Origin of the sequence: Mesorhizobium sp. STM 4661 (assembly GCF_000359125.1) — a bacterium.
In the GTDB taxonomy this organism is placed as follows: domain Bacteria; phylum Pseudomonadota; class Alphaproteobacteria; order Rhizobiales; family Rhizobiaceae; genus Mesorhizobium.
This window is the reverse complement of the sequence record NZ_CAAF010000064.1, coordinates 15,760-40,851: the sequence shown is the minus strand read 5'-3', so window position 1 is coordinate 40,851 and position 25,092 is coordinate 15,760. Positions and strand designations below refer to the sequence as shown.

Below are 25,092 nucleotides of genomic sequence, written 5' to 3'. Positions count from 1 at the left end.
TGAATGGGAAATGACGCCGCCCCAAGCCGATCGTGTTTCGCGCTAGCAGCCTGTCGGACTGAGGTCTGCGATGTCGGACGGAAATGGATAGGGACGTGAAGTTTTCATGGTAGCGCGTGTTTTTGCGATGATGCGGTTTTGGCTTGCCCTGTCAGGCAGGGGCGAGGGCGAACATGGGCTTCACGTTCCAGGCCATGGTGACCAGGTTCCATTCGCCTTTGACCTTTTCGAGGCCGCGCAGGGAGAACTGTCGGAAACCCATGACCGATTTGATGATGCCGAACACCGGTTCGGGCGTCTGCTTGCGCAGGGCATAGAGTTGCCGGCCCTCGGGCGAAGCGAGCCGATGCGCCATCGCCTTGAGCGGCGTCGGGTTGTCCGGGGCCGGCGGCGCTTTGGCGAAACGGTCCTGCCACGACAGATTGTGGCGCTCCCGCCCGAGCGCGATCAGCGGCGCGATCTTGGCCGCGGCGCACGCCGTCACGTTGGCGTTGCTGAAATAACCGGTGTCCGCCAGCATGGCCTCGGGCTTGCCCAGCGCCTCGGGAAGCGCGGCGAGCGCCGCCAGCGTCGGCGCGATCTGCTCCTTGTCGTTGGCGGCCTGCACCACATCGTTGGCGACCACCAGCAGGCTGCCGGTCGCCACCGCGGCTTGCGCGTTGTAGGCCTGCTCGAAGCCGCCGCCTGGCCCCGGCATGATGCGCGAGTCTTCGTCGGTCAGGTTGACCTGATCCTTGGCGCCGGGCCCTGCCGTCGGTGGCTGCGGCGGCCGACCGCCCGGCTTGCGGCCCGTCTTCCGCGCCTTCTCCGCGCGGGCCCTCATCTTCGCTTCATGATCGGCCTGCTCGCGCGCGAAGCGCTCCTTGGCCCGCGCCTCGATCTTCGCCTTGGCCTCGGCGATGCGGGCCAAGCGCTCCTCGCGCCGGGCCAGCTCTTGCGGCACCGACATGCCGTCCGGCGCATCCGCGGAATCGGCAGCCTCCGCCAGCGCCATCAGCTCCTTGATCTCGGCCTTCAGCTGCGCCTCGAGCTTGCTGGCATGCTCATAGGACAGCGCGCTGTGCCGGCTGGCGTTGGCGTGAACCTTGGTGCCGTCCAGCGCCACCGTGCCCAGCTTGAGCACCCCGGCCTCCCGGGCCAGCATCAGGACCTGGACGAACAGGCCTTCGATCTCCCTGAGAAACCGGCGCCGGAAGGTGGCGATGGTGTCGTGGTCGGGATGGTCGTTGGCAGCGATGAAGCGGAACGCCACCGAATCGTAGGTGGCGCGCTCCAGCTGGCGGCACGAGAACACCCCCGTGGCGTAGCCGTAGACCAGAAGCCCCAACAGCATGCTTGGGTGATACGAGGCCGAGCCCGAGCCGCGATAGGCCTTGACCATCGCCGACAGGTCGAGCCGCTCGATCACCTCCACAACGAAGCGCGCCAGATGCCGCTCGGGCAGCCATTCATCCACCGACGGCAGCAGCAAAAACCCGGTCTCGCGATCAACCTGGCGAAAGTTGCTCACTATGGCTCCAGTCAAAGAAGGCAGAATCAACCCATGCCACGGAATCCGAACCGCGTCGTCAGATCAAGTCCGACAGGCTGCTAGAATAGCAGCCCTTTGAGTTCTGCCAGGATTTGCTCGGCGGGCAGTGCCAAGAATACCACCGGGACGAATGGCAGCAGCAAAGCGACCCCAAGTGCGGCAACGCTTTTCATATCGATCGGGACTAGCCGCAGCGAATAGACGTTGGCGACGATCGCGTACAAATCAGTGGTCGCCGAGAAGTCTGGCCTCTCCAACGCGGAATTGTCGACGAGTCGATCGCGCCCGATCCATTTCTCTTCGAAGGCTGCCCCAACCCTGTTGGCAAGCGCTCCGTACTCGAACGAGCCGCGCTGCAGTGCCCTTATCAAAATCGGCGTAAAAGAAAACAATGGCGCGGCAAGCAGGGCGCCAACAGCGAGCAGGAGGCTAGCACTGAAAATCATCGTCTCTTTCGGCATCACGCCATCGACCAAGACAATCTGTGCTGAACGCCCGGCGACGATCATGGCAAGTGCCATCGCTATTGGGGAAAATGCCCGCAACGAATATCCGAGCACGGCAAGGCCGGCTGCGCCATCCGGATGGGAGGCCAAGAGCCTAAGATCCATCCTGGCGACCCGCCACAGGAAGCGCGCCCACAGAGTAAACCGCCACGCCCAGCCAAAGAGCAAAATGAGCAGCAGAGGGAGGCTAACCAGCACGTGCCACCAGCCGGCCGGCGAGAAGGCAGGCGCGGAGTTGCCAGTCTTGTGCCAAACCGGAAACTGGTCGAACGACAGGGAAAAGGCCACAGCAGCGACAACGAGATAGGCAAGAGCGATCACAACAATCTCTGCCCGGTTCGAATTGAGCAGCGCGCGGGTGGATGCTACTGCCGCGTCATACGCTCCGCGGTCCTTGTCGGTTACAAGCCCGGCATCGGCAAAATGCCGTACGATGGCATTGAGCCTTGGCGCGCACTGCGCTTCAGCCAAGACGAGCAATGGCGCGGCGATGAGGTACCGCGCATGGACATCCACTTCCCAAAGTATCGACGCAATTCCATTGGAGTGAAAGCCGGCCAAGACCAGAAGAGGGATCCACCCCACCACTGCGACTATCAACGCGCGACGGCCAACGTTGAACTGGCTACCCCTCACCAACCCGAGACGGCGCTGGAGACTTACCGGCGGTCCATTCTCAAACAGTGCTTCGTTTGCGTGCCGAGTTTCATTCATTTGCGTGCACTTTTGCTCCTGGTCCTCACCGCCGGCCAATTCAAGCCGGATTTGACCCGGAACCCTGATCGCATTCCCCTGGCGATCCGTCGTGGAGCCAGCAAGCGTCACTAGCAACTGCTAGCGCGATCATGACTATCCGGAATGCTCAGGCAGTGCTCTGGGATTGTGCTGGTTGTGCTCCGGGATTAGATGTCAGTGGCTTTGGGACGGCCTGAATGCCGTGTTCCTGAAATGCCTGGTGCACGGCGGTCAAAACGGCGCGGCGGATCATGAAGTTTCTGCCCGCTTTCGCCTTGAATTTGGCCCGGATGACCAGCGTGCCGTCCTCAACATCGGCAATTCCCTGGCTCTTGAACGGCTCGAGCAGATCTCCGGCAAGTTCCGGATTGGCCGAAATATCCTGGCCGATCTTCTTGAAAATCTTGCGGACTTTTTCGACATCGGTGTTGAATGCAACGCGAAAGATCAGTTTCTCGACCATCCAGTCGCGGCTGAAATTCTGGATCTTGCCAATCGAGCCATAGGGAATTGTCGCCAAGGCACCGCGCGGATGGCGAAGGGAAACCGACCGGACCGAGATTTTTTCTACGGTCCCCTTGGCGCCTGACGATTCGATATATTCGCCGAAGCGGAATGCATCGTCGATCAGGAAAAACAGCCCGGAGACCAGGTCCTTCACCAGCGTCTGCGAGCCGAAGCCGATGGCCAGCCCGAACACACTCAAGCCGGCGATCAGCGGCCAGACATTGACCCCGATCGACACCAGGATCGACAGCAGCGCTAGGGCCACGATACTCGATTTGCCGACCGCGCTGAGCAGCGGCACCAGTGTGCCCAGCCGTGAACGCGGCGCACCCAGCTCCTCCTCGTCACCAGCTACGGCGGGTAACTCCGCGCGCAAGGCGCGAGCCGTCACCGTGCCGACCACGTTCCACAGAAACGCCGCCCCCAACGTGATCAGCGCCACACCGGATGCGCCCTTGACGACCTCTCGCAGATCTATGCCGAACCCGGCAGCCAGCGGTGTCGCCCATAGCGTTCCCAGCATGGCAATCATGACAGCCACGACGGTGAAGCGGGCGGTCTGTCGCCCTGCCGCTGCCAGGATCGAGATGTCAGGAGACTCCAACCCGCGCTGTGCCCAGTTCCCGATCATTGCGTCGAGATGCGGCGCGGCGAGAAACGTCAACGCGGTGAGCAGAACGGCCGACCCACGAAGCGGTACTCCCAGGGTCAGCGCGGCCTGAGTGCTGAGAAAGGTGATTATCAGGAACGCGATCACGATTGCCGGCCACATCTTGGCGAGATGGGTGCGCCAGCGGCTTCTGGGGCGCGGACCGGCGACGGCGGCTGCCATTGTGCGTCTGTGCCGCCATACCGACCATGCAAACAGAAGGTAGATCGGAATTCCCAAGCCTGTTCGCAGCAGATCCCCCAAGGCCGGCCCGACGCTCCAGAGCCTTAATGTCGCGAACAGCGCAACGCCGATGATCGCCAAGCCAATGGCAAGCGAGAGGTGGTGCACGAGCGCCGCCAGATGGACGGAGCGCTCGGCGAACTTGGTTCGCCGCGATCCCATCAAGAGTGATCTGACGGCGGCGAGGATGATGAAGCCGAGCACGGTCACCACCGTCCAGAGCCGCAACGTCCGCAGAGGCAGGCCCGGACCAGCGAGAAGCTGCGCAACGAGCAAGCCGATCACCAGAGCCGCGACAGCCGCGGCCGAACGGTATAAGAAGCGGCGCCATCTGCTGCCCCCGGCACCGTCTCTATTTGCCTGTCGGCTTATCAACAGGAACGTGCCGGCGACGATCCCTGAAACCAGAATGATCTGGAAGCAGAGGCCAATAACTGATGTCGACGCGGCGGCCAGCGAGCTCCGCAAGCTATCGAATTCGGCTGGCGCCTCGAACCAGGCCAGGTATCGCGCATGGGCGCCCGCAACGAAGCGTTCTGCAACGTCCTCGAGGGCCGTTGTTAGAGAGGTGACATCTGCGTCCGGCGTAGGATTGTCGCTCATATTGGTCGTCCTGTTGTGGCGCCGAGATTATGAGTCAGCCGCGTCGACCGGCTGCTTACGGTGCCGCGGCTAAATGCCTTAAGTATATTATTCATGTTTTGCACAGTTTTACTTTTCCGACCGATCAAGACTTCATCTCTCGGGCCATTGTTTCTTCGCGGGCCTCCGAAATGTCTCGGTCAAGGAAATAGCTGAGAAACGTCCGAATGACGGCAATTGCCGCCAATCGTCCAATGTCATCCCAACCCGGGCGCACCATCGTCTCGATGATGTCCGCGGCGAGCTGGAAGGTTAGGCCTGCCACGAGCCAGCGGGCATACCTCAGCCAGATGCCACGCCCCGGCTCGCGCGATGAAGGCATGAGCAAGGCACGAATGGTAGCGATGAACGCCTCGATTGTGCCGTAGACGATGGCGCAGAGCGCAATCGCGTCGATCAGCAGCAGCGCGTAGGCGGTGACCTCGGCAAATCCCGCTTCCATGGCAGCCTCAAGGATCCACGTTGCGAACTATGCAACGCATACCGAGATGCCCGGTCGAGGTGTCGATCGGTTGCGACATGCGGGCCGCGGGTCGATAGCGCTGACAGTAGTTGGGGGCGCAGAGGTAGGAGCCGCCCTTGGTGACCTTGCGCGGGATCTGGACGTCCGGGTTGTTGGGGTCATAGCTCGCGTCGCGTTCGCCGCCGCGGGGATTTTCAATGGTGCAGCAAGGGCTGTCGATCCTGGAGTGCTCTTGATACCAATCCGTCGTCCACTGCCAAACGTTGCCGGCCATGTCGTAAAGGCCGAAGCCATTGGCCGGGAACGAGCCGACCGGAGCAGTCCACTCGTAGCCATCCTCGTTTCGGTTTTCATAAGGAAACTCGCCCTGCCAGGTGTTGGCCAAGTGCTTCCCGCCTGGCGCCAGTTCGTCGCCCCAGACAAAGGAGGCGCCGTCGAGCCCGCCGCGAGCGGCGAACTCCCACTCGGCCTCCGTCGGCAATTCCTTGCCGGCCCAATTCGCGTAGGCTTCAGCATCCTGGAACGCGACATGGACGACCGGATGGTCCAGCAGCTTCTTGATGGAACTGGCTGGACCGCGCGGGTGCCGCCAGTTGGCGCCTCCCACATACACCCACCAATTATAGGGGTTGCGAATGTCGACCCTCTGAGCCGGCTTCTTGAATATGGCCGACGACGGCGCCAGCAGTTCCGGCTTTGCTCCGGGATACTGTGCGGGATCCGCCGGACGCTCGGCGAGCGTCACATAGCCGGTTTCCGCGACGAAACGCTCGAACTCACGATTGGTTATCGTGTAGCAGTCCATCCAGAAGCTATTCACCCTGACGCGGTGCGCCGGCGCTTCTTCGGGATAGTGCTGGTCCGACCCCATCAGAAATGTGCCACCGGGGATCCAAACCATGTCCTTGAAGTGCGGTGGCGCGAAATCCTGGTTGCGATGGCTCAGGCCAACAGAGCTATTCATAGAACACCCCCAGCGTCGTTCCCATCGTGGCGTCCCACGATGCCAAAGTCGAAGCTCATGCCCGCAATCTTCATCTACTTTCCTCTGCCTATACCGCTCGAACAAGGACCGCGCCAAAGGCGAGCAGGCCGGTGAGCATCAGCATGATCGTCAGACCGATGATTGGCGTCTGCATTTCGTGAGCCTTAGCTCCCGCTATGGAGCGATACGGCTCGCTCCACAGGTAGCGGACACCCCAGCGATATTGAACAAGTGAGATTGCCAGCGCCAATATCCCTGCCGCGATGAGGGCGAGGCCGATATATCGTGGAGCCTGCGGGCGAAGGGCGGCAGCAATTCCTTCCATGGACCCAAGACGATCGAAGAACTGAACAATCGTGAAGCCGAAACCGATGCAGGCGATCGAGGTGCGAATCCACGACATCATGGTGCGCTCGACACTGAGCCGCGTGCGTAACCACGAAAAATGACTTTCAGCCGTGACGTGGACCTGGAACCTCGCTTCTTGGCTTTCTACGGGAGGGCTCGCCATTTCTGGTCTCCTCTATGTCACTATCACTTGGTTCTGCTTCGGCGGGAGATCACTTATGTCCCTTTCATCACTAGCCATGCGGTGCTGGACGGCCGCTCCACCAGCGCGCGATGCGAGCCGCGGGGCCTCGGATCAGGAGGTAGGGAACGAAGGCGAGAACAAACGCCACGACCAAGGCTTCGCCGGGATAGAAGGTGCCGAGTTCGATGAACTGATAGACCGTGTCCAGGATGACGGCGAGTACGATGATCTTGCCTGTCGACCTCAATCCTTCGTTCAACCGCTGGCGGCGTTCGTCGGGCTTGGATAGGACCGTCCAGAAATACGGCGAGCGCCCGGCACGAGCGTCCTTGATGCCGTCGCGTATTGCGAAAAGAGTAGCCATTGCAGGCTGGAGCAGGAACCTGAGCGCAAGTGGCCCGCTCGGCCGATCGAGAATGTTCTCCCAAAAGCGCTGCAGAATATCGGCGATTACCATTTCCTCAGTCCCTTTTGGAGAAGACGTGTGCGCGGGACCGGCGATGCTTTTGCCGGTCCCGCCTGCGCCCGGCCCTTACTGCCGTGCCATCGCTACGCGGAGAGCTTCCTCCGGCGAGACCTGATGGTCGGGATGATTGGCGTCGTCCCCGATCGCAAGTTGGATACCGCGGATCTTACCGTTGAACTCGTTGCCGCGCGGTCCGTAATCGGGCGACACCGGCGCGCCGGTGTCGGAACCGACGTCGGTGCCGTCGTCGGCTGAGAAGACGGTCGGCGCCGTGGCATCGACCCGCCCTTCGCCGACCTTCTTGCCGTCGATGAACAGATTCGCTTTGCCACCTTTGGCGACGCCCCCACCGTCGTAGTCGAACTCCATACGGACCTGGTGCGAGCCCGACGGTATCTTGTCTTTCGATTCGGCGAAGAAGTGCTTCACGCCGATCAGATTGTAGCAATACTTCAACTTCCCGTCCTTCACGTAGAGCGTCCAGCCACCAATATTGCCGCCCTGTGCGATGATGACGCCCTCCGCCCCGCCTTCGGGCACGTCGATTTCCGCCGACACTGAGTGCGACTTGTTCTTCATGTTGAGGACAGAATTCTCCGATAGACGCCCCATCCCGCCGAACAGAATCTGGGTATTGCCCTTGATCAGCACCGGTCGGCCGGCCATATCGGAGTTCATGCGCTCAGCCACCCGATCGTCCAAGGGCAGCACATTGTAGCGTGTCGCTTCGATCAGCCAGAGCCGCTGCAGCTCGTGCAGTTTGTCCGGCATTGCCTTTGCGAGGTTCTTCGCCTGGCTCCAGTCCTTGGTGGTGTCGTAGAGCTCCCAGACATCATCGTCGAAGGCCGGCACCTTTTCGCCGTGAAGCATCCACGGCGTCTTGTGCCGCGTCACCGCCGTCCAGCCCTTGTGGTAGATGCCGCGATTGCCAAACATCTCGAAATACTGGGTCTCGTGACGGTCCGCTGCCTTCGCGTCATTCATCGAGTAGACCATGCTGGTGCCCTCGATCGGCGCCTGCTGGACGCCCTCGACCGACACCGGATGCGGCAGGCCCGCCGCCTCGAGAACGGTCGGCGCAACGTCGATCACGTGATGGAATTGTGAGCGGATCTCGCCCTTGGCCTTGATGCCGGTCGGCCAGCTCACGATCGTGCCGTTGCGCGTGCCGCCCCAGTGGGAAGCAACCTGCTTGGTCCACTGATAGGGCGTGTTCATAGCGTGCGCCCAGCCGACCGCGAAGTGGTTGTAGGATTCCGGCCCGCCCAGCTTATCGAGACGCTCCATCAGGAATTCCGGCGTCTCGAGCGCGGCGAGGCCATTGAAGTTCGCCATCTCGTTGTAGCACCCGATCAACGTACCTTCCGCCGAGGCGCCATTGTCGCCAATAATGTAGTAGATCAGTGTGTCGTCGGCGATTTTGAGCTGGTCAAGCGTGTCGAACAGCCGGCCGACATGATGGTCGGCATATTCGAGGAAGCCGGCATAGACTTCCATCTGGCGACGCAGCACGGGCTTCATCTTCTCGTCCATGCTGTCCCAGGAAGGAATCTGTTCGTGCCGAGCGGTCAGCTCGCAGTCCTTGGGTATGACGCCCAGCTTCTTCTGGCGCGCGAAGGTCTCCTTGCGCACTTCGTCCCAGCCCTGGTCAAACTTGCCCTTGTATTTATCGGCCCATTCCTTCGGCACATGATGCGGCGCATGGGTGGCGCCGGGCGCGAAATAGATGAAGAAGGGTTTGTCGGGCATCAGCGCCTTCTGCTGGCCGATCCAGCCGATCGCCTTGTCGGTCATATCCTCCATGAAGTGATAGCCCTCTTCGGGTGTCTTCTTCACTTCAATCGGCGTCGTGCCCTCGTAGAGCGACGGATACCACTGGTGTGCCTCGCCGCCGATGAAACCGTAGAAATACTCGAAGCCGCCACCGCCGGTCGGCCATGCCGTGTACGGGCCGGCCGGGCTCGTCTCCCACACCGGCACTTCATGGCATTTGCCGAACTGCGCGGTGCCATAGCCGTTCAGCTTCAGCGTCTTGGCGAGGGGGGCCATCGTGTTGGGCAGCACGGAGCAGTAACCGGGCGAGCCGCTGGCGATCTCTGTGATGCCGCCCATGCCGACCGAGTGATGATTGCGGCCGGTGAGCAGCGCCTGGCGCGTCGGCGAGCACAGCGCCGTCGTGTGGAAGCGATTGTATTTCAGGCCCCGCGCGGCGAGGCGCTCGGCGTTCGGCGTGTTGCACGGCCCGCCGAAGGCGCTGGAGGCGCCGAAGCCGACGTCGTCGATCAGAATGACGATGACATTGGGCGCCCCCTTAGGCGGGCGCAACTGCTCGATCGGCGGAAATTTGGTATCTGGATCTTTGGCGTCATAGGTGATGAGGCCTGTTCGCGGCCGTGACGGCATCGGTAGGACTGTGCGGTTGATCTTGTCGTTCTCATTGGTCATTGCTGATCTCCTCTGAAGTGCTTCGTTCTCAGTGGTGACTCACCACCAGCATTCGATAAATCCGGTAGCCGACCGACCGCATTCCGAAAGGATGGTCACGGCGAGCGTGGTCCTTATGCCGAGATATCGATGCCGAGATATCGCGGCGCGGCTTCGGGCAGCTCATGCTCAGGGGTACACGACCACGTAACGGCCGCCTGTCGCCTGGTAGTAGGTGTGTCCGCAGTGCCAGACGTGCACGCCGTTGATAACGACCTTGCCGCAACTGGCCGGAAGCCTCGCGACGTAGATTGTCGATCTGCGTATGACGCGGCGCGTGGTGCGTCTGCCAACTCCGGCAACGCTTCTAGGGGTCAGTGGTCGACCAACTCTTGCTTGCGCCTTCGATACGACAAGACCGGAGATTCCGAGTGCGCTGCCGTCGAGCGCCAATCCGGCAACAACCGCCAGGATAGCGAGACACCACTTGATTGTTTTCACGTCCATTCTCCCATTTTTGTTTTATCTGCCGCCAGACGCGCCTTCGACTTTTGCGCAAAAAACACGCCCTATAGAGGGCTGAAGAAAGACTTCTGTATTAGGGTGTGTTGAGATTCAGGTGAGGCCGGCCTGCGAATGGCGGTTTCCTGCGCTTCCGGTGCTCACGTACTTTAAGTACGCTCCGCTCCGGTTCTCGGAAGCCACCATTCTCGACGCGGCCTGACCTGAATCTCAACACACCCTAGGGCGACTTAGGATCGTTGACCGTCACCAGACGGGGGCAGATTACTGCTCGGGGCCAGCGGCGGAACGTAAGTTACGTGGGGTAATGTGTAAGACAGCGACCGGCAGCGGGTTAGTTACAGGATGGCCCGCAATGTGACGTTGCCGGTGCTACAAATCGCGCGCTGGCGAACATGACTGCAGCGAGGACGCCAACCGCCGCATCACATTCAACGTGTGTGCTTTTCTACCGTTTTCTGGCGTCCAGCGATGGACGTGCGCAGGAGAGCTTTGTCATTTTCAGAGATGTCAGTCCAAGCCGATCTCAAGGCAGGTCAGGCGCTGACAAGATCGTTGTCTGCTACTTTTTGCAGTTTGCCATCTTCGCCGTGCCTGTGCCGCACCCGGCCTTGGCTGCTGTCTTTGATTTTGAACTGTTCGAGCCTGCCAGTGCCTCGACCTCATTGCCGTAGTTTTCTCTGGTGTTCTGATCGACCACCGCAACGGGTGCCGAAATCACCAACCCTGCAGCGCTGCCAGCAGCCGCCGCCGCGCCGGTCGTCGCTTGTACGATCGTGTCGCCCAAACCTATCCTGTTGTCAGTCAATGTCTGGCCGTTGGCCATCCGCGCCCCGATCAGCCGAACGATCTGCGGAGATGAGGCGAACTTGCCATGGTTCAAGCTGTCTCCGGATTTGATCTTTGTCAGATCGATGACGGTCACGTTGTTATCGGCGAGTTCTTCCTTGAAGGGAGCTTGCTCTGGATCGATGGATCCGAGCCTGGGGATATTGCCCCAGACCCGCCGCGAAACCTTGAGCGCGCGATCGTCCTGCGAGACAAAGAGGGTGAACTGCGGGTGCTGTTTGCCCATGTCGGCAATCTGCGTGCGAAACACGTCGACATCGACGTCAGGCGCCGCCAGCATGACGTTCTTGAATTTCGCCGGCAGGCCGCCATTGCGGATGGCCATCTGGCGCAAGGATTCCAAGGCAAGCCAGTTGCCCATCGAATGAGCGAGTATCGAGACTTCCTTTATCTCAGGATCGCGCGCAAGGTATTGGAAAAGGTTCTCAACGCCGTTGCGGGTGTAATTGGTACTTTCCCGATCATAGCCATAGGCAAGCGTACTGCCACGAGAAGGCCACGTGACCAGGATCGGAGCGCTATCCGTGCCCGTGTCCTTTGCAATCTGGGCAAAGCGATAAAGAGAGTCTTCGAACCGATTGTTGAATCCATGAATGAAGACCAGGACGCTATGGTCGGGGCTCTTTTTCACGGAGGCATTTAGCCACGCCTTCGCACCCTCCACCGACAATTCCTGGGCTTTCAGAACCGCGAAATCCGTAGCCGGGTTTGAGGGCAGCTTCTTGGGCCAGGCGACCTCGCCGACCTTGCGGACCGAATCCGGAGGGATCGACACCGTAACATCCGCAAACGACGGGGCCAGTCCTCGCTCGCCCGTATACATCTCGGCCGGATTGGCGGAGCGCGCGCGGGTCGTCGCTACCAGCATCTCCACCTTGCTGGACGTAGGAGAGGTATCCGCTACAGGCAGCAGAACGTTGGTCGGCCTGGAGGCACATCCGGCGACCGAAAGCAGCAGGACAGATGCCAGGGAGCATCTCGCCAACAAACCGATCCGCCAATTCAAGCGATGCATATCAGGTTGGCTCCACGGATTTGACATTGCCGTCGGTATCCACCAGGCAGCTTGTCTTTTTGCCGCCGGCATCGAGTTCGACCTGATAGGTCTTGGAGTCGATTTTGCTCGAGGAGACCGGAAGCAGCTTGGCACTGTCGATGCCGCTCGCCTTCGCGACTGCGCTGGCGCAAAGAAGCTGGAGGTCGGCCGGAGCCGTCTCAACCGTGGTCCTCGACATCTGTTCTGGCTGAGGTGGAGGTGTGCTGGTGCAGCCGCTCAAGGCACCTGCGAATAATCCGAGGCCAACGCCCAGGATCGATCTTCTGACTGCATTTTTTGCCGACATTGCCGGTCCTCCCCAAACGTTGCCTCACACGCCCTTGTATAGGGCGGCGCCCTGCATGAGGACGATAACTTTGGCTCCAACGCTGACACGAGACGCGAGATCGGTGACGTCGTCGTTCCTCATCCGGAAGCACCCCGATGACACGTCCAGCCCGATCGTCCATGGTTCGGGCGTGCCGTGTATCCGATAGATCGTGTCCTGATCGCCCTCGTATAGATAGAGCGCCCTGGCACCGAGCGGGTTGTCGGGCCCTCCCGGCATGCCTGCGGCGTATTTCGCGGCATTCGGATCACGAGCGACCATTTCGGCCGGAGGCGTCCATGTCGGCCATTCCGCCATGCGCCCGACGCGCACGATGCCGGCCCATCCAAACCCTTCCCGGCCGACACCGATACCGTAGCGCATGGCCTGCTGACCCGGTTGCACAAGGTAGAGAAAATGCTTGTTGCCATCGATGATGATCGTACCGGGCACCTCAGCGGTGCGGAACTTGACCATCTGCGGGCGAAATGCCTCGGGCACCTCCTTGTGAGCGGCGTAGTATTTTCGCGCTTTCTTCTTGTCGTAATCGACCCACTTATGCGTCTGCGGATCGAATACCTGCGTCTGAGCATACGCCAATGTCGCGCCGATCGCGGTCATGACAAGGACCGTGCCAACGACCAGGCCAGCGGCCCTACGATCATTGCTTTTCGGAGCGGCAGACCGGTTTGCGAGCGAATAGGTCATGGTCGTCCCCTGTCCCTATTTCGACCAGGCGTTCAGCCGGTCTTGATGTTTCGCGACCCAGGTCTGTGCGTACTTGGCAGGGTCCTGTCGATCGACCTGCACGGCGTAGCTCATCTCCGTGACCTCCTCTGGAGTGAAGTCGATGTTGGAGAGGAAGGCCGCCACTTTCGGCAGGCGCTTCGCCGTCGAGGACCCAAATCCGATATAGAAATGCGATGCGTCCCACCCCACCGGCGCCTCCGATTTCGACAGCCAGTCGGGGTCGTCACTCGGCATAACGATGTGCCACTTGGCGGGATCGTATTTCGGCTCCGTCAACTGGACGAGATCATGGAGCCTGAACATGTGATGCGGACTGTAGCAGTAGAAGGCGATTGGTTGCCCGGTTGCCGCGGCGGCGTCGACTGCAGCCATTGCCATATCTTCCGGCATTTGCAGGAGCGTCATCGTCTTTTCATAGCCGTAGCTCTTTGCCCGGATCTTCTCGATGCTCGTCGACGACCAGCCTAGCGCGCCGATCCATATTTCGCCCTTGCCGTCGCCATCGGTGTCGAACACGGATGCCTTTTTCGGATCGGCCAGATCCGAAATATCCTTCACGCCATATTTGTCCGCCGTCTCGCGCGTAACGCAGATGCCCTGCGTTGCCGGTACACCCTTCGGGCTGAGGTCGACGGTCTTGCTCCCCTCGACGTATTTCTTGACGAGTGAATCGAAGTTGGGAACCCAGACTTCCGGGTAGACGTCGACCTCGCCGGTATCCATTCCGGCGAATGCCGTCATGGTGCCCATCTCGCGCACGTCGGCGTCCAGATTGAGTTTCTCCTTTATGCCGTACTTGATGATATTGGCCGCCGCCTGGCCTGACGGCCAGTTCGGCATTGCAATGAGGAGGTCGGCTGCATGGGCCGGCGCGTATGCTGTCAACAGTGTCAGTGCGGCCAGCGACACGTTCCGCAGACACCGCCGAAATCGAGTGTCCATTTTCTTCTCCTCGCCTTGGGACTGACATGAACCGCGGTGCGCCGGTCTCCCAGCATTGCTCTTGGGTAGACTGGAGAAGTGCCTTCTCGTGAGGAAGGTAACTAACTGTATGCTACTGGCAGAACCGCATCTCTCGGCGCAAAGTCGACTTTGCCGGCTGTCTCCAGGATCAGCAGCAATCGCCACCCTAGAAACGCATGACCAGACCCATTATCGGGCCCTGCTGCACGACATCGAACACAAAGCCGTCCTTATCGTAGTTGACGCCCAGGGCGCGATAGCCGGCGACAGCCGAAACCCGGTCGTTGAACCTGTAGCCCAGGGCGGTTGCGACGTCCCAGTCGACCTTCGCGCCGCCTGCGCCAATCATGCCCCAACTGGTCAGATAGACTTCGGGCGTGAACGAGTAGTTCGCGCGAACGCCGACCAACCCATCCACCCAGGTCTTTCCATCGCTGGCAGAGACGCCGTCAAGGATACCGCCATGGAAGTCCAGGTCGTTGTTTACGGACCAAACCTTCATACCTCCGACAAGATCGAGCCGTCCGGCCTCACTCTGGAAGACTGAATAGCCGGCTCCAATCAGACCAGAGAATGTTTCGGACGTAAGATCGACGCTGGTGGCGACGACCCCTCTCGGTGTGCCGTTGCCCGCGGATATCTTGACATACTGGATGTCGCCGAAAATGCTGTAACGGTCGTAGCGTGCCTCGGCGGTGGCCATCGCCGCGAAGTCCAGATTCTTCAGGATGTCGCCGAAGTTTGCATCGACCTCGACGGTGGGGAGACCGAACGACCCCACGTCACCGGAGAGCCCGGCCGCCCAGAAATACGGCGCAATAGCGTACGTCCACCCTTGTTCGGTTTCCACCGGCTTCAGCTCCGGCGTCACCGGTGAAACCAGATCGGCGGCTGCCGCCGGATGCGCAAGGCAAAGCAGCCACAGAATGGCACAGCCGCGAGTTACTGTCCGATAGAAGGTCTTCATGGTCTGGCTCGCTTCCGGGTTTGGCTTGCAGTGCCGGCGTCATTGGTGATGAGCAGTGTAATCATCAATCGACATACACCACAACGTAACGACCGCTGTATGGCTGGTAATAGACTCCGCCGCATTGCGACAGCGTCATGCCATTGATGTTGACCCTGACGCAGGACGCCGGCAGCGCGGCTACGTAAACGGTGGACCGTCGAACCACGCGGCGCGTGGTGCGACGGGCAACGCCGGCAACGCTGCGAGGCGTCGCCGGCCTGCCAACCCGCGCTTCGGCGCTGGAGACGAACGAGCCGAGGGGTACAAGCGTATTATCCACCACGTCTTCAGTGACAAAGAGTGCCGTGACGAGGCCCAGGGCCAATGCAAATCTCCGATATTGCGTCAGGGTTTTCATTCTGCGTCCTCCAGAGACAGTTCGCCAGTCTCGTCCGAATTAATCTGTTCAATCTTTTTCGCGTCCGCCGGCGGCGTGAAAGAAAACAGCTTGGCGTCGACCTTGGGGGCGACGTTCCAGTTGCTGAGCCTTAGGGCGTACTGGGGCGCTCCGGTCACCCACTTGGTGGTGATGACATATTTGAGCGGCAGAGGCTGGTCGCCCTGGCGGATCCAGATCTGCCAGTCGACGGTGTCCGTCCGGAACGCCAAATGATCGCTGACTTCGCCGCCGATGAAGGCTTCGCCGACCAGTGTGCCTTCGGTGACTCCCTCCGTGAGGACCGAATAGGGGTCCGAGGACATCAGGTCCGCGCCGGCAGCATCCAGTCCTGTCGACACCCTGAATTCCTCGACCGCCTCATCGATGCTCGGACCTGGGCTGTCAATCTGGGCGAAGGCATTGAGGGTTTTGCCGTAAAGCGAGATGACTTTGCCGTCGAAGGTGACCTCGACATCCGCAAGGGGACCCTGCCGGGTCATTCGAAATCCTTCGCCGCGCGAGGCCAGGAGGGATCCCGAGGCGCTGTACTGGAGCTTCTGGCCGGCCTTGTCGACGATCTCGTGGTCGGTATCGTAATCGACGCTGAACGCCTTGAGGCCTTTCAAGTAATTCATCGAGGCGACAAGGATGTCGTTGGCGTCCTTGTCTATGGGGCTCTGGCTCCAGGCCGGAGCACAGGAGAGCGCCAATCCCAAGGATGCCGCCAGCAGGCTTCTGCCCATAGGCTGCAGTCTCGATGGCAATCTGGAATAAAGCTTGGTCCGGTTCATCTTCTTCACCCGCTGTGTGATTGCGATGCATTTACAAACGATGCCAAGCGACCATTGAGGCGTCGGGCACATGGTTATTCTTCGGCCTGCCATTCGCCTCCGGTCTCATGTCTTCGGAAAGAGGAACGTGATCGCGGTGCGGAAGCCGAAACCGTCAGGACCGCTGTCAGGGCTTTCAGCCCAGTAGCGCACGCCCGCTGTCAGGCTGATCGGCTGCTTGTTGAGGACCACCAGCTTCGAGACCTGGAAGTTGACCGGGACCGACCACTGGTGCGCTTCCCAATTGTAAGTGCTCTCGGTGTTCAGCGTGAAGGTCCAGGCATCCTTCGTCGTGTAAGAGACGAAGGGCTGAAGGAATGTGGAGTTGATGTCGTTGCGATCGCTGTCGCCGGCAAACGACCAGATGTGGTTGGCCAGCATACCGACCGTCCACCCATCGAATTGCTTCAGGACGACGGCAGTCGGTCCCGCTCCCCATTTTTGCCCGCCAAGCAACGCGTCGGTCGCCGTAGGCAAAAGCAGGACCGGGCCGATGCCCCAGATGATCCCGCTTGCCGTTGGCTTGGAGGGCGAGAAGAACAGGCTCTCGGATATGTCACCGAGACCGAACTGGTCGCCGGACGGTCCCGCGATGTCATTTTGCCAGGCGATCGGCACGATGGTGCGCGATATCAGGTTCCAGTCGTCGTTGAGCGTAAACGGGATGACCGGCTGAACGTTGACATAGGCCTTTTCGCCATCGTTTGGCCCATAGCCGCTGTCGTAGTTGAACTGAATCGGCACGCTGATCAGCGAGGCAATCGGGTTGGACAGCTTCTTGGCAAGGTCTTGGCTGTCCTCGGCCCGGGCTCCCGTGCCGACGAGCGACGACGCGAGCAGCGTCACAGCCATCGTCAGGTGTCGATCGCGGAACAGAACTTCCAAAGTCAACCCTCCATTCGACAACGCAAATTGCTGATACTCAGCGCTGCGACCCGGGATTGAAGCCAGCTCTCCGGGCAGCCTCCGATTCCAGGACGACTGCTCCGACTTCACCGATCAACCGATCCACCAGTTCCTGCCATTCCGTTCGCCTGGCCTCGCGTAATTCCGGCGCGACCAGCTCGACCCTCGAAAGCGCAAACTCCGCGTCCGCAAGTTCCTCGCACATGTCCCGAAAGCTATCGTTCCGATCCATCAGACGATGGATCGTCAGTTCGAATTGCGGAAAGCGACGCACCACCGCCGAGGCCGCACTATGTTTTCTGGGCTGTCCGTTTTGCGTGGCCATGACACAATTCAATGATCTGGCCGAATTATATTGGTGCGAGGTTGCGGCGGAATGTAAGTTACGTGGAGGAGTGTGTAATTGCCCGAGGAAAAAGCGGGCAAAAGGCGACCTGGAGGAAAGCATCTGGCGGTACAACCTTGGACAACCATGGCGAGTGATAAGGCCCCGTCTTGAATGCCGCTTCACCCGTATTACTCTGATTTCGCTGAATCATATTGCCATGAGCTAGCTGTGGGATGTAAGTTGCGTGAAGGAGTGCTTTGTTGCCCAGCAAAAGCCGACAAAAATGGCATTTGGGCAGGCGAGGGATACGGTGATACAGCCGGCGACAACCACAGAGAGAGAAGAAGATCCCTTTCTTCTAGATTGCCGCGCCCAACTTGATCTAATAATAAATAGTATAGATTTTGCTGCCACGGACCGCGAACATCGATTTTTTCGCTACGTCGTTGAGGAGACGCTGGCGGGACGCGGCGACCGCATCAAGGCCTATTCGATCGCGGTCGAAGTGTTCGGTCGCGGTGAGGCCTTCGACCCTCAGTCCGATCCGATCGTACGCATCGAGGCCGGCCACCTTCGACGCGCGCTCGAGCGCTACTACCTGACATCCGGACAAAGCGACCCAATCGTCATCAACATTCCAAAGGGCGGGTATGTTCCTGACTTCGTGCGCCGTGAGCAAATCCCAGCGGCCCAGTCTCCAGTACTCCAGGTGCCCCCAAAAATTACCGAACCTGAACGGCACTGGACGGTGTCGCCGCTGCTAATGCCGGCCATGGTCCTGGCCCTTTTCGTGGCCGGAGCATCTGTTTTTGCGTGGTGGTGGACTTCCGTCAGGTCGAGTGCGCCGTTGACACCCCGCGTGCTTGTGGAGAAATTCGACGATCTAACTGGCACTCAGAACGGGGCTGCGATCGCGACTGGACTAAAGCACGAAATTATCAGCCAGCTTTCCAAGTTCAAGGACGTCGTCGTCATGGAGACGCGCGTCAGTGACGGCGATAAATCGGTCTCGCCGCCACGATTCGTCCTTGCAGGAAGCGTCCACCTTTCCGCCGACGCATTCCGCCTACGCGTCAGGTTGAAAAACCAGGCCGACGGCTCGGTTCTTTGGGCGAACAGCTATGACGGCCAGATGAAGGTCGCAGAGCTTGTCAAAGCTCAGAGCGACATCGCTAGCAACGTATCGACGAGTCTGGCGCAAACCTATGGCGTCATCTTCCAGGCAGACGCCAACGTCAAGGTCGAAAGTCCGCCCGAGGATTGGGCCGCCTATTCTTGTTCGCTTTCTTACTATGCATACCGGGAAGACCTGGACCCGGAAAAGCGTTCATCGGTGCGGGCGTGCCTCCAAGCGGCCGTCGATCGCTTCCCGAACTACGCCACCGGATGGGGTCTGCTTTCGCTAATCTATATTGATCAATATCGGTACGGGTTTGCCGCCGATCCCGCTGCGAGGGCAGCGGCGCTCACGCGCGCCTTGGCGGCGGCAAGGCAGGCCACAGGCCTTGACCCTCTCAACATCCGGGGACGCCAGGCGGAAATGCTTGCGCTGTATTTCAATAGGGAAATCGAAGCGGCGTTGCAGGTGGGCAAACAGGCTTTGGCAATCAATCCAAACGACACCGAGTTCATGAGCAACTATGGAGAGCGTTTGTCGCTGTCCGGAAAGTGGACAGAGGGCTGCTCATTGATTGAAGAAGCGCGCCAACGGAATCCGGGTTCCTCCGCCGACTATCAGGCGGACCTGGGTCTTTGCTCCTATTTCAGCGGGGATTATTCGCAGGCGATTATGTGGATCAGCAGGACGCCTTCTGACAAGAACCCGCTCTATCACTTGTTGCGCGCTGCCTTTTACGGGGAAGCAGGAATGAAAGTAGAAGCTGATCGCGAACGTGCCTGGTTGGAACAAAATCAACCAGATTTGGTCAAGGACATTCGCAATCAACTCTCCATGCGTTTGGGCCGCGAGAAAGACGTCGAGTTCTTTATCGGGTCGCTGAGGAAAGCCGGGCTGAAGATCGCCGATTGATCCTTCCCATAGGGCCGAAAGGTAGTAGCTTCGGCGAGTGCTAAAACTCCACTCGCGCCCCATGGGGCGAGGATCCCGCGGCCACCCCCTACCACCAATCCGTGACAGGCTGACAAGCCCGCTGAGTGCTCCCGTGCCTGATGCCGTCAAGCGCCTTTGCCGTGTGTATACCCCGCGTAAGTTACATCGCCCTCGCTGGTCTTAGGATCGTTGCGAGCGCATCTTCCGCCGCAATGTGCAGGAGGGAGATGAGGTCGATCAGGCACAGCCGCCCGCGCGGCATTACTCTCGGTCTCATGGGTTCAGAACAGATACTCCCACCACACTTAGGGCGACGCCCAGACGGATGAGGCTCTTCGCAGAGCCATTTGCTTTGCTGTTTCCGAAATGGACGGACGGGAGGATCGAGATGTCGATAACGTCTTTCAGGCGCGCGCTGGCTAGAGGCGTCGCAAGCTTGTTCGCGATTTTTGCCTGCTTTGGCGCGACTGGGGCTTCGGCACAGCAACCACCGCCAAAGTACCAGGCCGATGTCCCGCAGTCTGTCACTACACCGAACACGGTGGCGACGAGGATCGGAACGCTCAAATTCTTCGACGGCCTGCCGGACGAAAAGACCGTTCAGATGGCCTACGACAACCTCGACCTGGGGCGCGGCGTCGAAACGTTTCTGTCGGGCATCCCGGCAACCTCGGTTTACGCCTTGTGCGAAGGCTTCAAGGAAGCCGGGTACAAGCCCAACGAGGGCATCGGCATTACCGAGAACCTGGCGGACGCCCGTGCCTTGTTTCTCACGCCGAACTCGACCGTGGTCTATGTCTGGTTTTGCGCCGACCTCAAGGAAGGACCAATGGTTGTCGAGGTGCCGCCAGGAGCGCTGGGCATGATCGACGATGCCTACTTCCGTTACGTGACCGATCTCGGCGTTGTTGGGCCGGATCAGGGAAAAGGTGGCAAATACCTGCTTGTGCCGCCCGGCGACACCGGCTCGGTGCCGAGCGAAGGCTACTTCGTCCAAAAACCTCGTACCTACAGCAACCTCTTCATCATCCGCGCCTTTGTGAAAGACGGTGACGTCGCGGGCGCGGTTGCCAGCATCAAGGCCAACGCGCGGATGTACCCGCTGTCGGTCGCAGCGAACCCTCCGGCGCAGAAATTCGTCAACATCTCCGGCGTGAAGTTCAACACGGTCCACGCCAACGATTTCCATTTCTATGAAGAATTGAATGCGGTGGTACAGCACGAGCCGGCCGACTTCCTCGACCCGGAAACGGCCGGGCTGTTTGCCGCCATCGGTATCAAGAAGGATAAGCCCTTCGCGCCGGATGCGCGCATGAAGGCGATCCTCACTGATGCTGTTGCCGTGGGCAACGCCACTGCGCGCGCCATCCTGTTCTCACCGCGCGACCCGCGCCTCAGGATCTTTCCTGACCGGCAATGGTTCACGACGTTCATTGGCGGCAGCCACGAGTTCATCGACGGGGGCGCCCGGCTTCTCGATGCGCGCGCGATGTTCCATTACTACGCCACCGGCGTCACGCCGGCGATGACCGCGGCAAAGCCGGGCACGGGGTCGACCTATGCCATCGCCGCGCGCGACTCGCAGGGCCGCTACTTCGATGGCGGCAAGATCTACAAGGTCACCATGCCCGCGCCTGTCCCCGCCGCCCGGTTCTGGTCGTTTACGATCTACGACAACCAGACCCGCTCGATGCTGGAGACCGACCAGGCGACCGCTGGTCTCGACAGCACTTATCCTGCCCTGAAGGCGGACGCTGACGGTTCGGTGACGGTGTGGTTCAGCCCACAGCCACCCGCCGGCCACGAAGGCAACTGGGTGCAGACCATGCCCGGCAAGGGCTGGAACACGCTGCTCCGGCTCTACGGACCGCTCGAGCCGTGGTTCGACAAGACCTGGAAGCCGAGCGATTTCGAGCTGGTTGAGTAGCCGTCCAGACCACTATCGATGACAGGGAGGCTAGTCATGCAGATCACCCGAAAGCACGGCATTGTTGCCGCAATCGCCGCAGGAGGGCTGAGCGTTATGAGCGCATATGCGCAGAACACACCGGGCTACAACCAGAAAATACCTGACCAGATCATGACGCCCTCCAAGGTCGAGACCACCATCGGCACACTCGACTTCTTCGATGGCATGCCTTCCCCAGCGACCGCTGAAAAGGTCTATGACTTCATCGACCTGGCGCGGGGCGTGGAGACATTTTTGAACGGCATTCCCGCGACCTCGATCGAAGGACTGAGGCTCGGGATGGTCGAAATAGGTGCAACTTCGTCCAACAAGGCCATGATCTTCGACAAACTGGCCGACTCCAATCCACTCTTCCTGACCGCCAACACCGAGACCGTCTATCTCTCAGTGTTCCTCGACCTGAAGACTGACGGGCCGACGGTAGTGGAGGTACCGCCCAAGACGGGTCCCGGCACCGTCAACGATGCCTTCTTCCGCTTTGTCGTGGACATGGGTGCTCCGGGTCTCGACCGTGGCGCTGGCGGCAAATATATGATCCTGCCGCCGGATTACGAGGGCGCTCTAAATCCGCCTGTCGGGGGAATGGAGGCTGATGTCGATAGGCAGAAGTATTTCGTCGCCAGGTCGCCGAGTTATGTGAACTGGCTGATCCTGCGCGGGTTCCTTGTCGACGGCAAGCCTGATGCCGCAACCGAACTGTTCAAGAACGGCCTCAAGGTCTATCCGCTCGCAAGCGCCGACAAGCCGCCGGCCATGGAGTTCATTAGCGCGTCGGGAAAGGTGTTCAACACGATCCACGCCAACGACTTCCAATTCTACGAAGAACTGCACACCGTGATTGACCGCGAACCGGTAACGATGCCGGACGCAGAACTCCGCGGTCTGTTTGCCTCCATCGGCATCCAAAAGGGCAAGCCGTTTGCACCCGATGCGCGCATGAAGGCGATCCTCACTGACGCCGTCGCCATCGGCAATGCCACCGCCAGAGCCACTGTGTTCCGGCCACGCCTCGCGGATGCCGCTGTCTATCCGGGGAGCGCATGGACTTACACCTTCGTCGGCGGCAGCCACGAGTGGCTTGGAGCCGATCAGGGCAGCCGCAACCAGGATGCGCGCTCGCTCTTCTTCTACCAGGCGACGGTCAACACGCCCGCCATGGTGAAGAAGATGATCGGTCTGGGCTCCCAGTATATGTATTCGGCCAAGGACAGCCACGGTGACTTCCTCGACGGCGCTAAGAACTACAAGCTGAACATTCCCGCCAATGCGCCCGCCAAGGACTTCTGGTCGATTGTCGTCTACGACCCGCAAACTCGCTCCGAGTTGCAGACATCACAGCCGTTCCCGAGCAGGAACAGCCGCCGCGACAAGCTGATTGCCAATGCCGATGGATCGGTCGATCTCTTTTTCGGACCCACGGCACCGGACGGCAAGGAAACCAACTGGATCCAGACGGTCCCGGGTAAGGGTTGGTGGACCTATTTCCGCCTCTACGGCCCGCTTGAGCCGTGGTTCGACAAGACATGGCGGCCCGGCGAGATCGAGTTGGTGAAGTAAGCGCACGACACATTCCAAGTCGCAGGAGCACGATCATGAAGATGACCCGCAAGCATGGACTCATCGCCACCGCAGTCGCCTGCGTTCTGACCCTGGCGGGCGCTCACGCGCAGGTTCCCGATAGTGTTGAGACGCGCATCGGCACGCTCAAGTTCGAGCACGGCTATCCCACCGAAGAGACGTCGCGAAAGCTTTATGACGAGTTGGACTTCCAGCGGGCTGTTCAGGCCTTCCTGTGGTCCTTTCCTGCCGTTTCGTTCGAATCCATCCGGGTCGGGGTAAAGCGAGATCTGGGCGCCGATCTCAACGACCTGGTCATCGCCGACAACTTCTCCGACACCAAGGGCGTCTGGCTCACGGCCAACGACACAACGATCTACGGGATGGTCAATGTCGATCTCAGCAAAGGGCCGGTTGTCGTCGAGATCCCGGCTGGGCCCGCCGTCGGCCTGATCGATGACTTCTGGCAGCGCGCTATCAGCGATGTCGGCTTGCCTGGCCCCGACAAGGGTAAAGGGGGAAAGTATCTTCTCCTGCCCCCTGGTTTCGAGGGTAAGGTTCCCAAGCAGGGATACTATGTTCTGCATGGCACGATGAACAACTACAACCTCCTCAATCGCGGTCTCGTGCAGAACGGCGACATTGCGGCCGCGGTGAAGCTCATCAAGCAGATGAAAGTCTACCCGTGGAGCGAGCGCAAAAATCCCAAGCCGAACAAAGTGATCTCGATGTCGGGGCCTAAGATGGATACGATTCCGCCGGACGGCATTGAATACTGGGCGCGGCTCTCCGCATTCATCAACAACAACCCGGTTCACGAGCGTGATCGCTTCTTCATGGCCATGCTCAAGCCCTTGGGCATCGAGAAGGGCAAGCCGTTCCAGCCCGATGCGCGTCAAACGACCATCCTCGTGGACGCCGCCAAGGTCGGGCACGCGATGGCGCGAAACCTGCTCTTCAATGCCGACCAACGCATCAGCGGCGCCACGACCTTTCTCGGCAAGAACTGGCACTGGGTCGTGCTCATGAAGGCGGATCAGGAGACCGACACGTACACCCAACTCGACGAACGGCTGCACTATTTCTACGGCGCGATCTACATGTCGCCCGCCATCGGCGTTAAGAAAGCCGGCCCCGGCGCGCAGTATATCCAGGCATTCAAGGACAAGGACGGCAATCACTTCGACGGCAGCAAGTCCTACCGGCTGCACGTGCCCGCAAATGTCCCGGCATTGGCCTTCTGGTCGCTGACGCTGTACGACACCGAAACCCGCTCGATGATCCAGAACGCCGGCAACGACTCGGCCCGCTCGGGCAACGAAAAGCTCAAAGCCAACGCCGACGGTTCGGTCGACCTCTACTTCGGCCCCGCCGGAAGCGCCCCCGCGGGCTCGGAAAGCAACTGGATCGAGACAGTTCCCGGCAAGGGCTTTTATCCGTTCTTTCGCTTCTACAGCCCCACCGCGCCCTTGTTCGCAGGGACATGGACCTTGCCGGATGTCGAGTTGGTGCAGTGAGGCCGAGGCCCTTGAACAGCGCTGGAGCCCCAGTTCGAAACACATGGAGCCTGGCGCCGTAGCGGGCGCATATTGCCTCACGCGGAGACAACGATGCTCAATACTGTCGCGCTCATTACCCTGATCATTGTGCTTTTGCTGGTCGCCTACGGTGCGGTTGCCGTTTGGGCAATCCCCTACGAAATCGCCAAGGCCCGCAATCACCCACACCAGGACGCCATCGGTGCAGCAACCTGGGTCAGCCTCTTCACCTTGGGTGCGCTGTGGCCCTTCCTATGGATCTGGGCGATCCTTTACCACCCAGATCGCGGCTGGGGCGTTTCAACGACCGCAGTCTCAGAAAACTCCGCCGAAATCTCACAAATCGATAAACGGCTCTCAGCGCTTGAACGCGCGCAGCAGCACGTGAGGTGACA

The 25,092-nt window shown here is 60.2% G+C and carries 24 protein-coding genes; 5 read left to right on the top strand and 19 right to left on the bottom strand.

The window, feature by feature from the left end:
• Positions 1–151: 151 nt before the first annotated feature.
• The 18 genes from MESS4_RS21070 to MESS4_RS20990 form a co-directional block, all read right to left on the bottom strand.
• On the bottom strand, positions 152–1,510 hold the full coding sequence (locus MESS4_RS21070) for an IS1182 family transposase (protein WP_006335293.1): 1,359 nt from the start codon (positions 1,508–1,510) through the stop codon (positions 152–154).
• A gap of 80 nt (positions 1,511–1,590) precedes the next feature.
• A complete protein-coding gene (locus tag MESS4_RS21065) occupies positions 1,591–2,862 on the bottom strand; it encodes a hypothetical protein (protein ID WP_157385633.1) in 1,272 nt (423 codons plus the stop codon).
• Between the two features lie 37 nt (positions 2,863–2,899).
• On the bottom strand, positions 2,900–4,774 hold the full coding sequence (locus MESS4_RS21060) for a mechanosensitive ion channel family protein (RefSeq protein ID WP_006335290.1): 1,875 nt from the start codon (positions 4,772–4,774) through the stop codon (positions 2,900–2,902).
• A gap of 124 nt (positions 4,775–4,898) precedes the next feature.
• On the bottom strand, positions 4,899–5,255 hold the full coding sequence (locus MESS4_RS21055) for a DUF1622 domain-containing protein (protein ID WP_006335289.1): 357 nt from the start codon (positions 5,253–5,255) through the stop codon (positions 4,899–4,901).
• 7 nt (positions 5,256–5,262) lie between these two features.
• Entirely contained in the window at positions 5,263–6,240 is a 978-nt protein-coding gene (locus MESS4_RS21050) for a formylglycine-generating enzyme family protein (protein ID WP_006335288.1), read from the bottom strand.
• Positions 6,241–6,328: 88 nt separating this feature from the next.
• Positions 6,329–6,772, bottom strand: a complete 444-nt coding sequence (locus MESS4_RS31250; RefSeq protein WP_006335287.1) for a DUF202 domain-containing protein — start codon at positions 6,770–6,772, stop codon at positions 6,329–6,331.
• Positions 6,773–6,842: 70 nt separating this feature from the next.
• Entirely contained in the window at positions 6,843–7,157 is a 315-nt protein-coding gene (locus MESS4_RS21040; RefSeq protein ID WP_198292786.1) for a hypothetical protein, read from the bottom strand.
• Positions 7,158–7,325: 168 nt separating this feature from the next.
• Positions 7,326–9,704, bottom strand: a complete 2,379-nt coding sequence (locus tag MESS4_RS21035; protein ID WP_006335285.1) for an arylsulfatase — start codon at positions 9,702–9,704, stop codon at positions 7,326–7,328.
• A gap of 168 nt (positions 9,705–9,872) precedes the next feature.
• Entirely contained in the window at positions 9,873–10,190 is a 318-nt protein-coding gene (locus tag MESS4_RS32515; RefSeq protein WP_081609809.1) for a hypothetical protein, read from the bottom strand.
• Between the two features lie 577 nt (positions 10,191–10,767).
• Positions 10,768–12,069: an alpha/beta hydrolase gene (locus MESS4_RS21030; protein WP_006335284.1), complete on the bottom strand. Its 1,302-nt coding sequence runs from the start codon at positions 12,067–12,069 to the stop codon at positions 10,768–10,770.
• Between the two features lies 1 nt (position 12,070).
• Positions 12,071–12,397, bottom strand: coding sequence for a hypothetical protein (locus MESS4_RS21025; RefSeq protein ID WP_006335283.1), 327 nt, complete (start codon positions 12,395–12,397; stop codon positions 12,071–12,073).
• Between the two features lie 24 nt (positions 12,398–12,421).
• Positions 12,422–13,039 (bottom strand): L,D-transpeptidase, encoded by a 618-nt coding sequence (locus MESS4_RS21020; protein WP_157385639.1) that lies wholly within the window; start codon positions 13,037–13,039, stop codon positions 12,422–12,424.
• A gap of 102 nt (positions 13,040–13,141) precedes the next feature.
• Positions 13,142–14,110, bottom strand: coding sequence for a glycine betaine ABC transporter substrate-binding protein (locus MESS4_RS21015; RefSeq protein WP_006335274.1), 969 nt, complete (start codon positions 14,108–14,110; stop codon positions 13,142–13,144).
• Positions 14,111–14,297: 187 nt separating this feature from the next.
• The gene (locus tag MESS4_RS21010; RefSeq protein ID WP_006335273.1) at positions 14,298–15,098 is read right to left on the bottom strand and encodes a hypothetical protein; all 801 of its coding nucleotides are present in this window, start codon (positions 15,096–15,098) and stop codon (positions 14,298–14,300) included.
• 64 nt (positions 15,099–15,162) lie between these two features.
• Positions 15,163–15,498: a hypothetical protein gene (locus tag MESS4_RS21005; protein WP_006335272.1), complete on the bottom strand. Its 336-nt coding sequence runs from the start codon at positions 15,496–15,498 to the stop codon at positions 15,163–15,165.
• Complete coding sequence (locus MESS4_RS21000; RefSeq protein ID WP_244441180.1) at positions 15,495–16,262, bottom strand: DUF2092 domain-containing protein; 768 nt, start codon at positions 16,260–16,262, stop codon at positions 15,495–15,497. Before MESS4_RS21000 ends, MESS4_RS21005 begins: the two co-directional genes overlap by 4 nt.
• A gap of 153 nt (positions 16,263–16,415) precedes the next feature.
• Complete coding sequence (locus MESS4_RS20995; protein WP_085987826.1) at positions 16,416–17,201, bottom strand: hypothetical protein; 786 nt, start codon at positions 17,199–17,201, stop codon at positions 16,416–16,418.
• 70 nt (positions 17,202–17,271) lie between these two features.
• Positions 17,272–17,580 carry a hypothetical protein gene (locus MESS4_RS20990; RefSeq protein WP_006335269.1) on the bottom strand — a complete coding sequence of 103 codons (309 nt, stop codon included), beginning with the start codon at positions 17,578–17,580 and terminating at the stop codon, positions 17,272–17,274.
• 247 nt (positions 17,581–17,827) lie between these two features.
• Here MESS4_RS20990 and MESS4_RS20985 point away from each other — a divergent pair, with 247 nt between their 5' ends.
• The gene (locus MESS4_RS20985) at positions 17,828–19,612 is read left to right on the top strand and encodes a hypothetical protein (RefSeq protein ID WP_244441179.1); all 1,785 of its coding nucleotides are present in this window, start codon (positions 17,828–17,830) and stop codon (positions 19,610–19,612) included.
• A gap of 294 nt (positions 19,613–19,906) precedes the next feature.
• On the opposite strand, the gene MESS4_RS34690 is transcribed toward MESS4_RS20985, so the two are convergent.
• Positions 19,907–20,200: a hypothetical protein gene (locus MESS4_RS34690; protein WP_006335266.1), complete on the bottom strand. Its 294-nt coding sequence runs from the start codon at positions 20,198–20,200 to the stop codon at positions 19,907–19,909.
• A 37-nt stretch (positions 20,201–20,237) separates the two neighbouring features.
• Between MESS4_RS34690 and MESS4_RS20980 the strand changes: the two genes are divergently transcribed.
• From MESS4_RS20980 to MESS4_RS20965, 4 genes are all read left to right on the top strand, one after another.
• Entirely contained in the window at positions 20,238–21,560 is a 1,323-nt protein-coding gene (locus MESS4_RS20980; RefSeq protein ID WP_244441178.1) for a DUF1254 domain-containing protein, read from the top strand.
• A gap of 36 nt (positions 21,561–21,596) precedes the next feature.
• Positions 21,597–23,159, top strand: coding sequence for a DUF1254 domain-containing protein (locus MESS4_RS20975; protein WP_006335264.1), 1,563 nt, complete (start codon positions 21,597–21,599; stop codon positions 23,157–23,159).
• A 35-nt stretch (positions 23,160–23,194) separates the two neighbouring features.
• Positions 23,195–24,676, top strand: a complete 1,482-nt coding sequence (locus MESS4_RS20970) for a DUF1254 domain-containing protein (RefSeq protein ID WP_006335263.1) — start codon at positions 23,195–23,197, stop codon at positions 24,674–24,676.
• Positions 24,677–24,769: 93 nt separating this feature from the next.
• Positions 24,770–25,090, top strand: a complete 321-nt coding sequence (locus MESS4_RS20965; RefSeq protein ID WP_006335262.1) for a DUF3302 domain-containing protein — start codon at positions 24,770–24,772, stop codon at positions 25,088–25,090.
• The last annotated feature ends 2 nt before the right edge of the window (positions 25,091–25,092 follow it).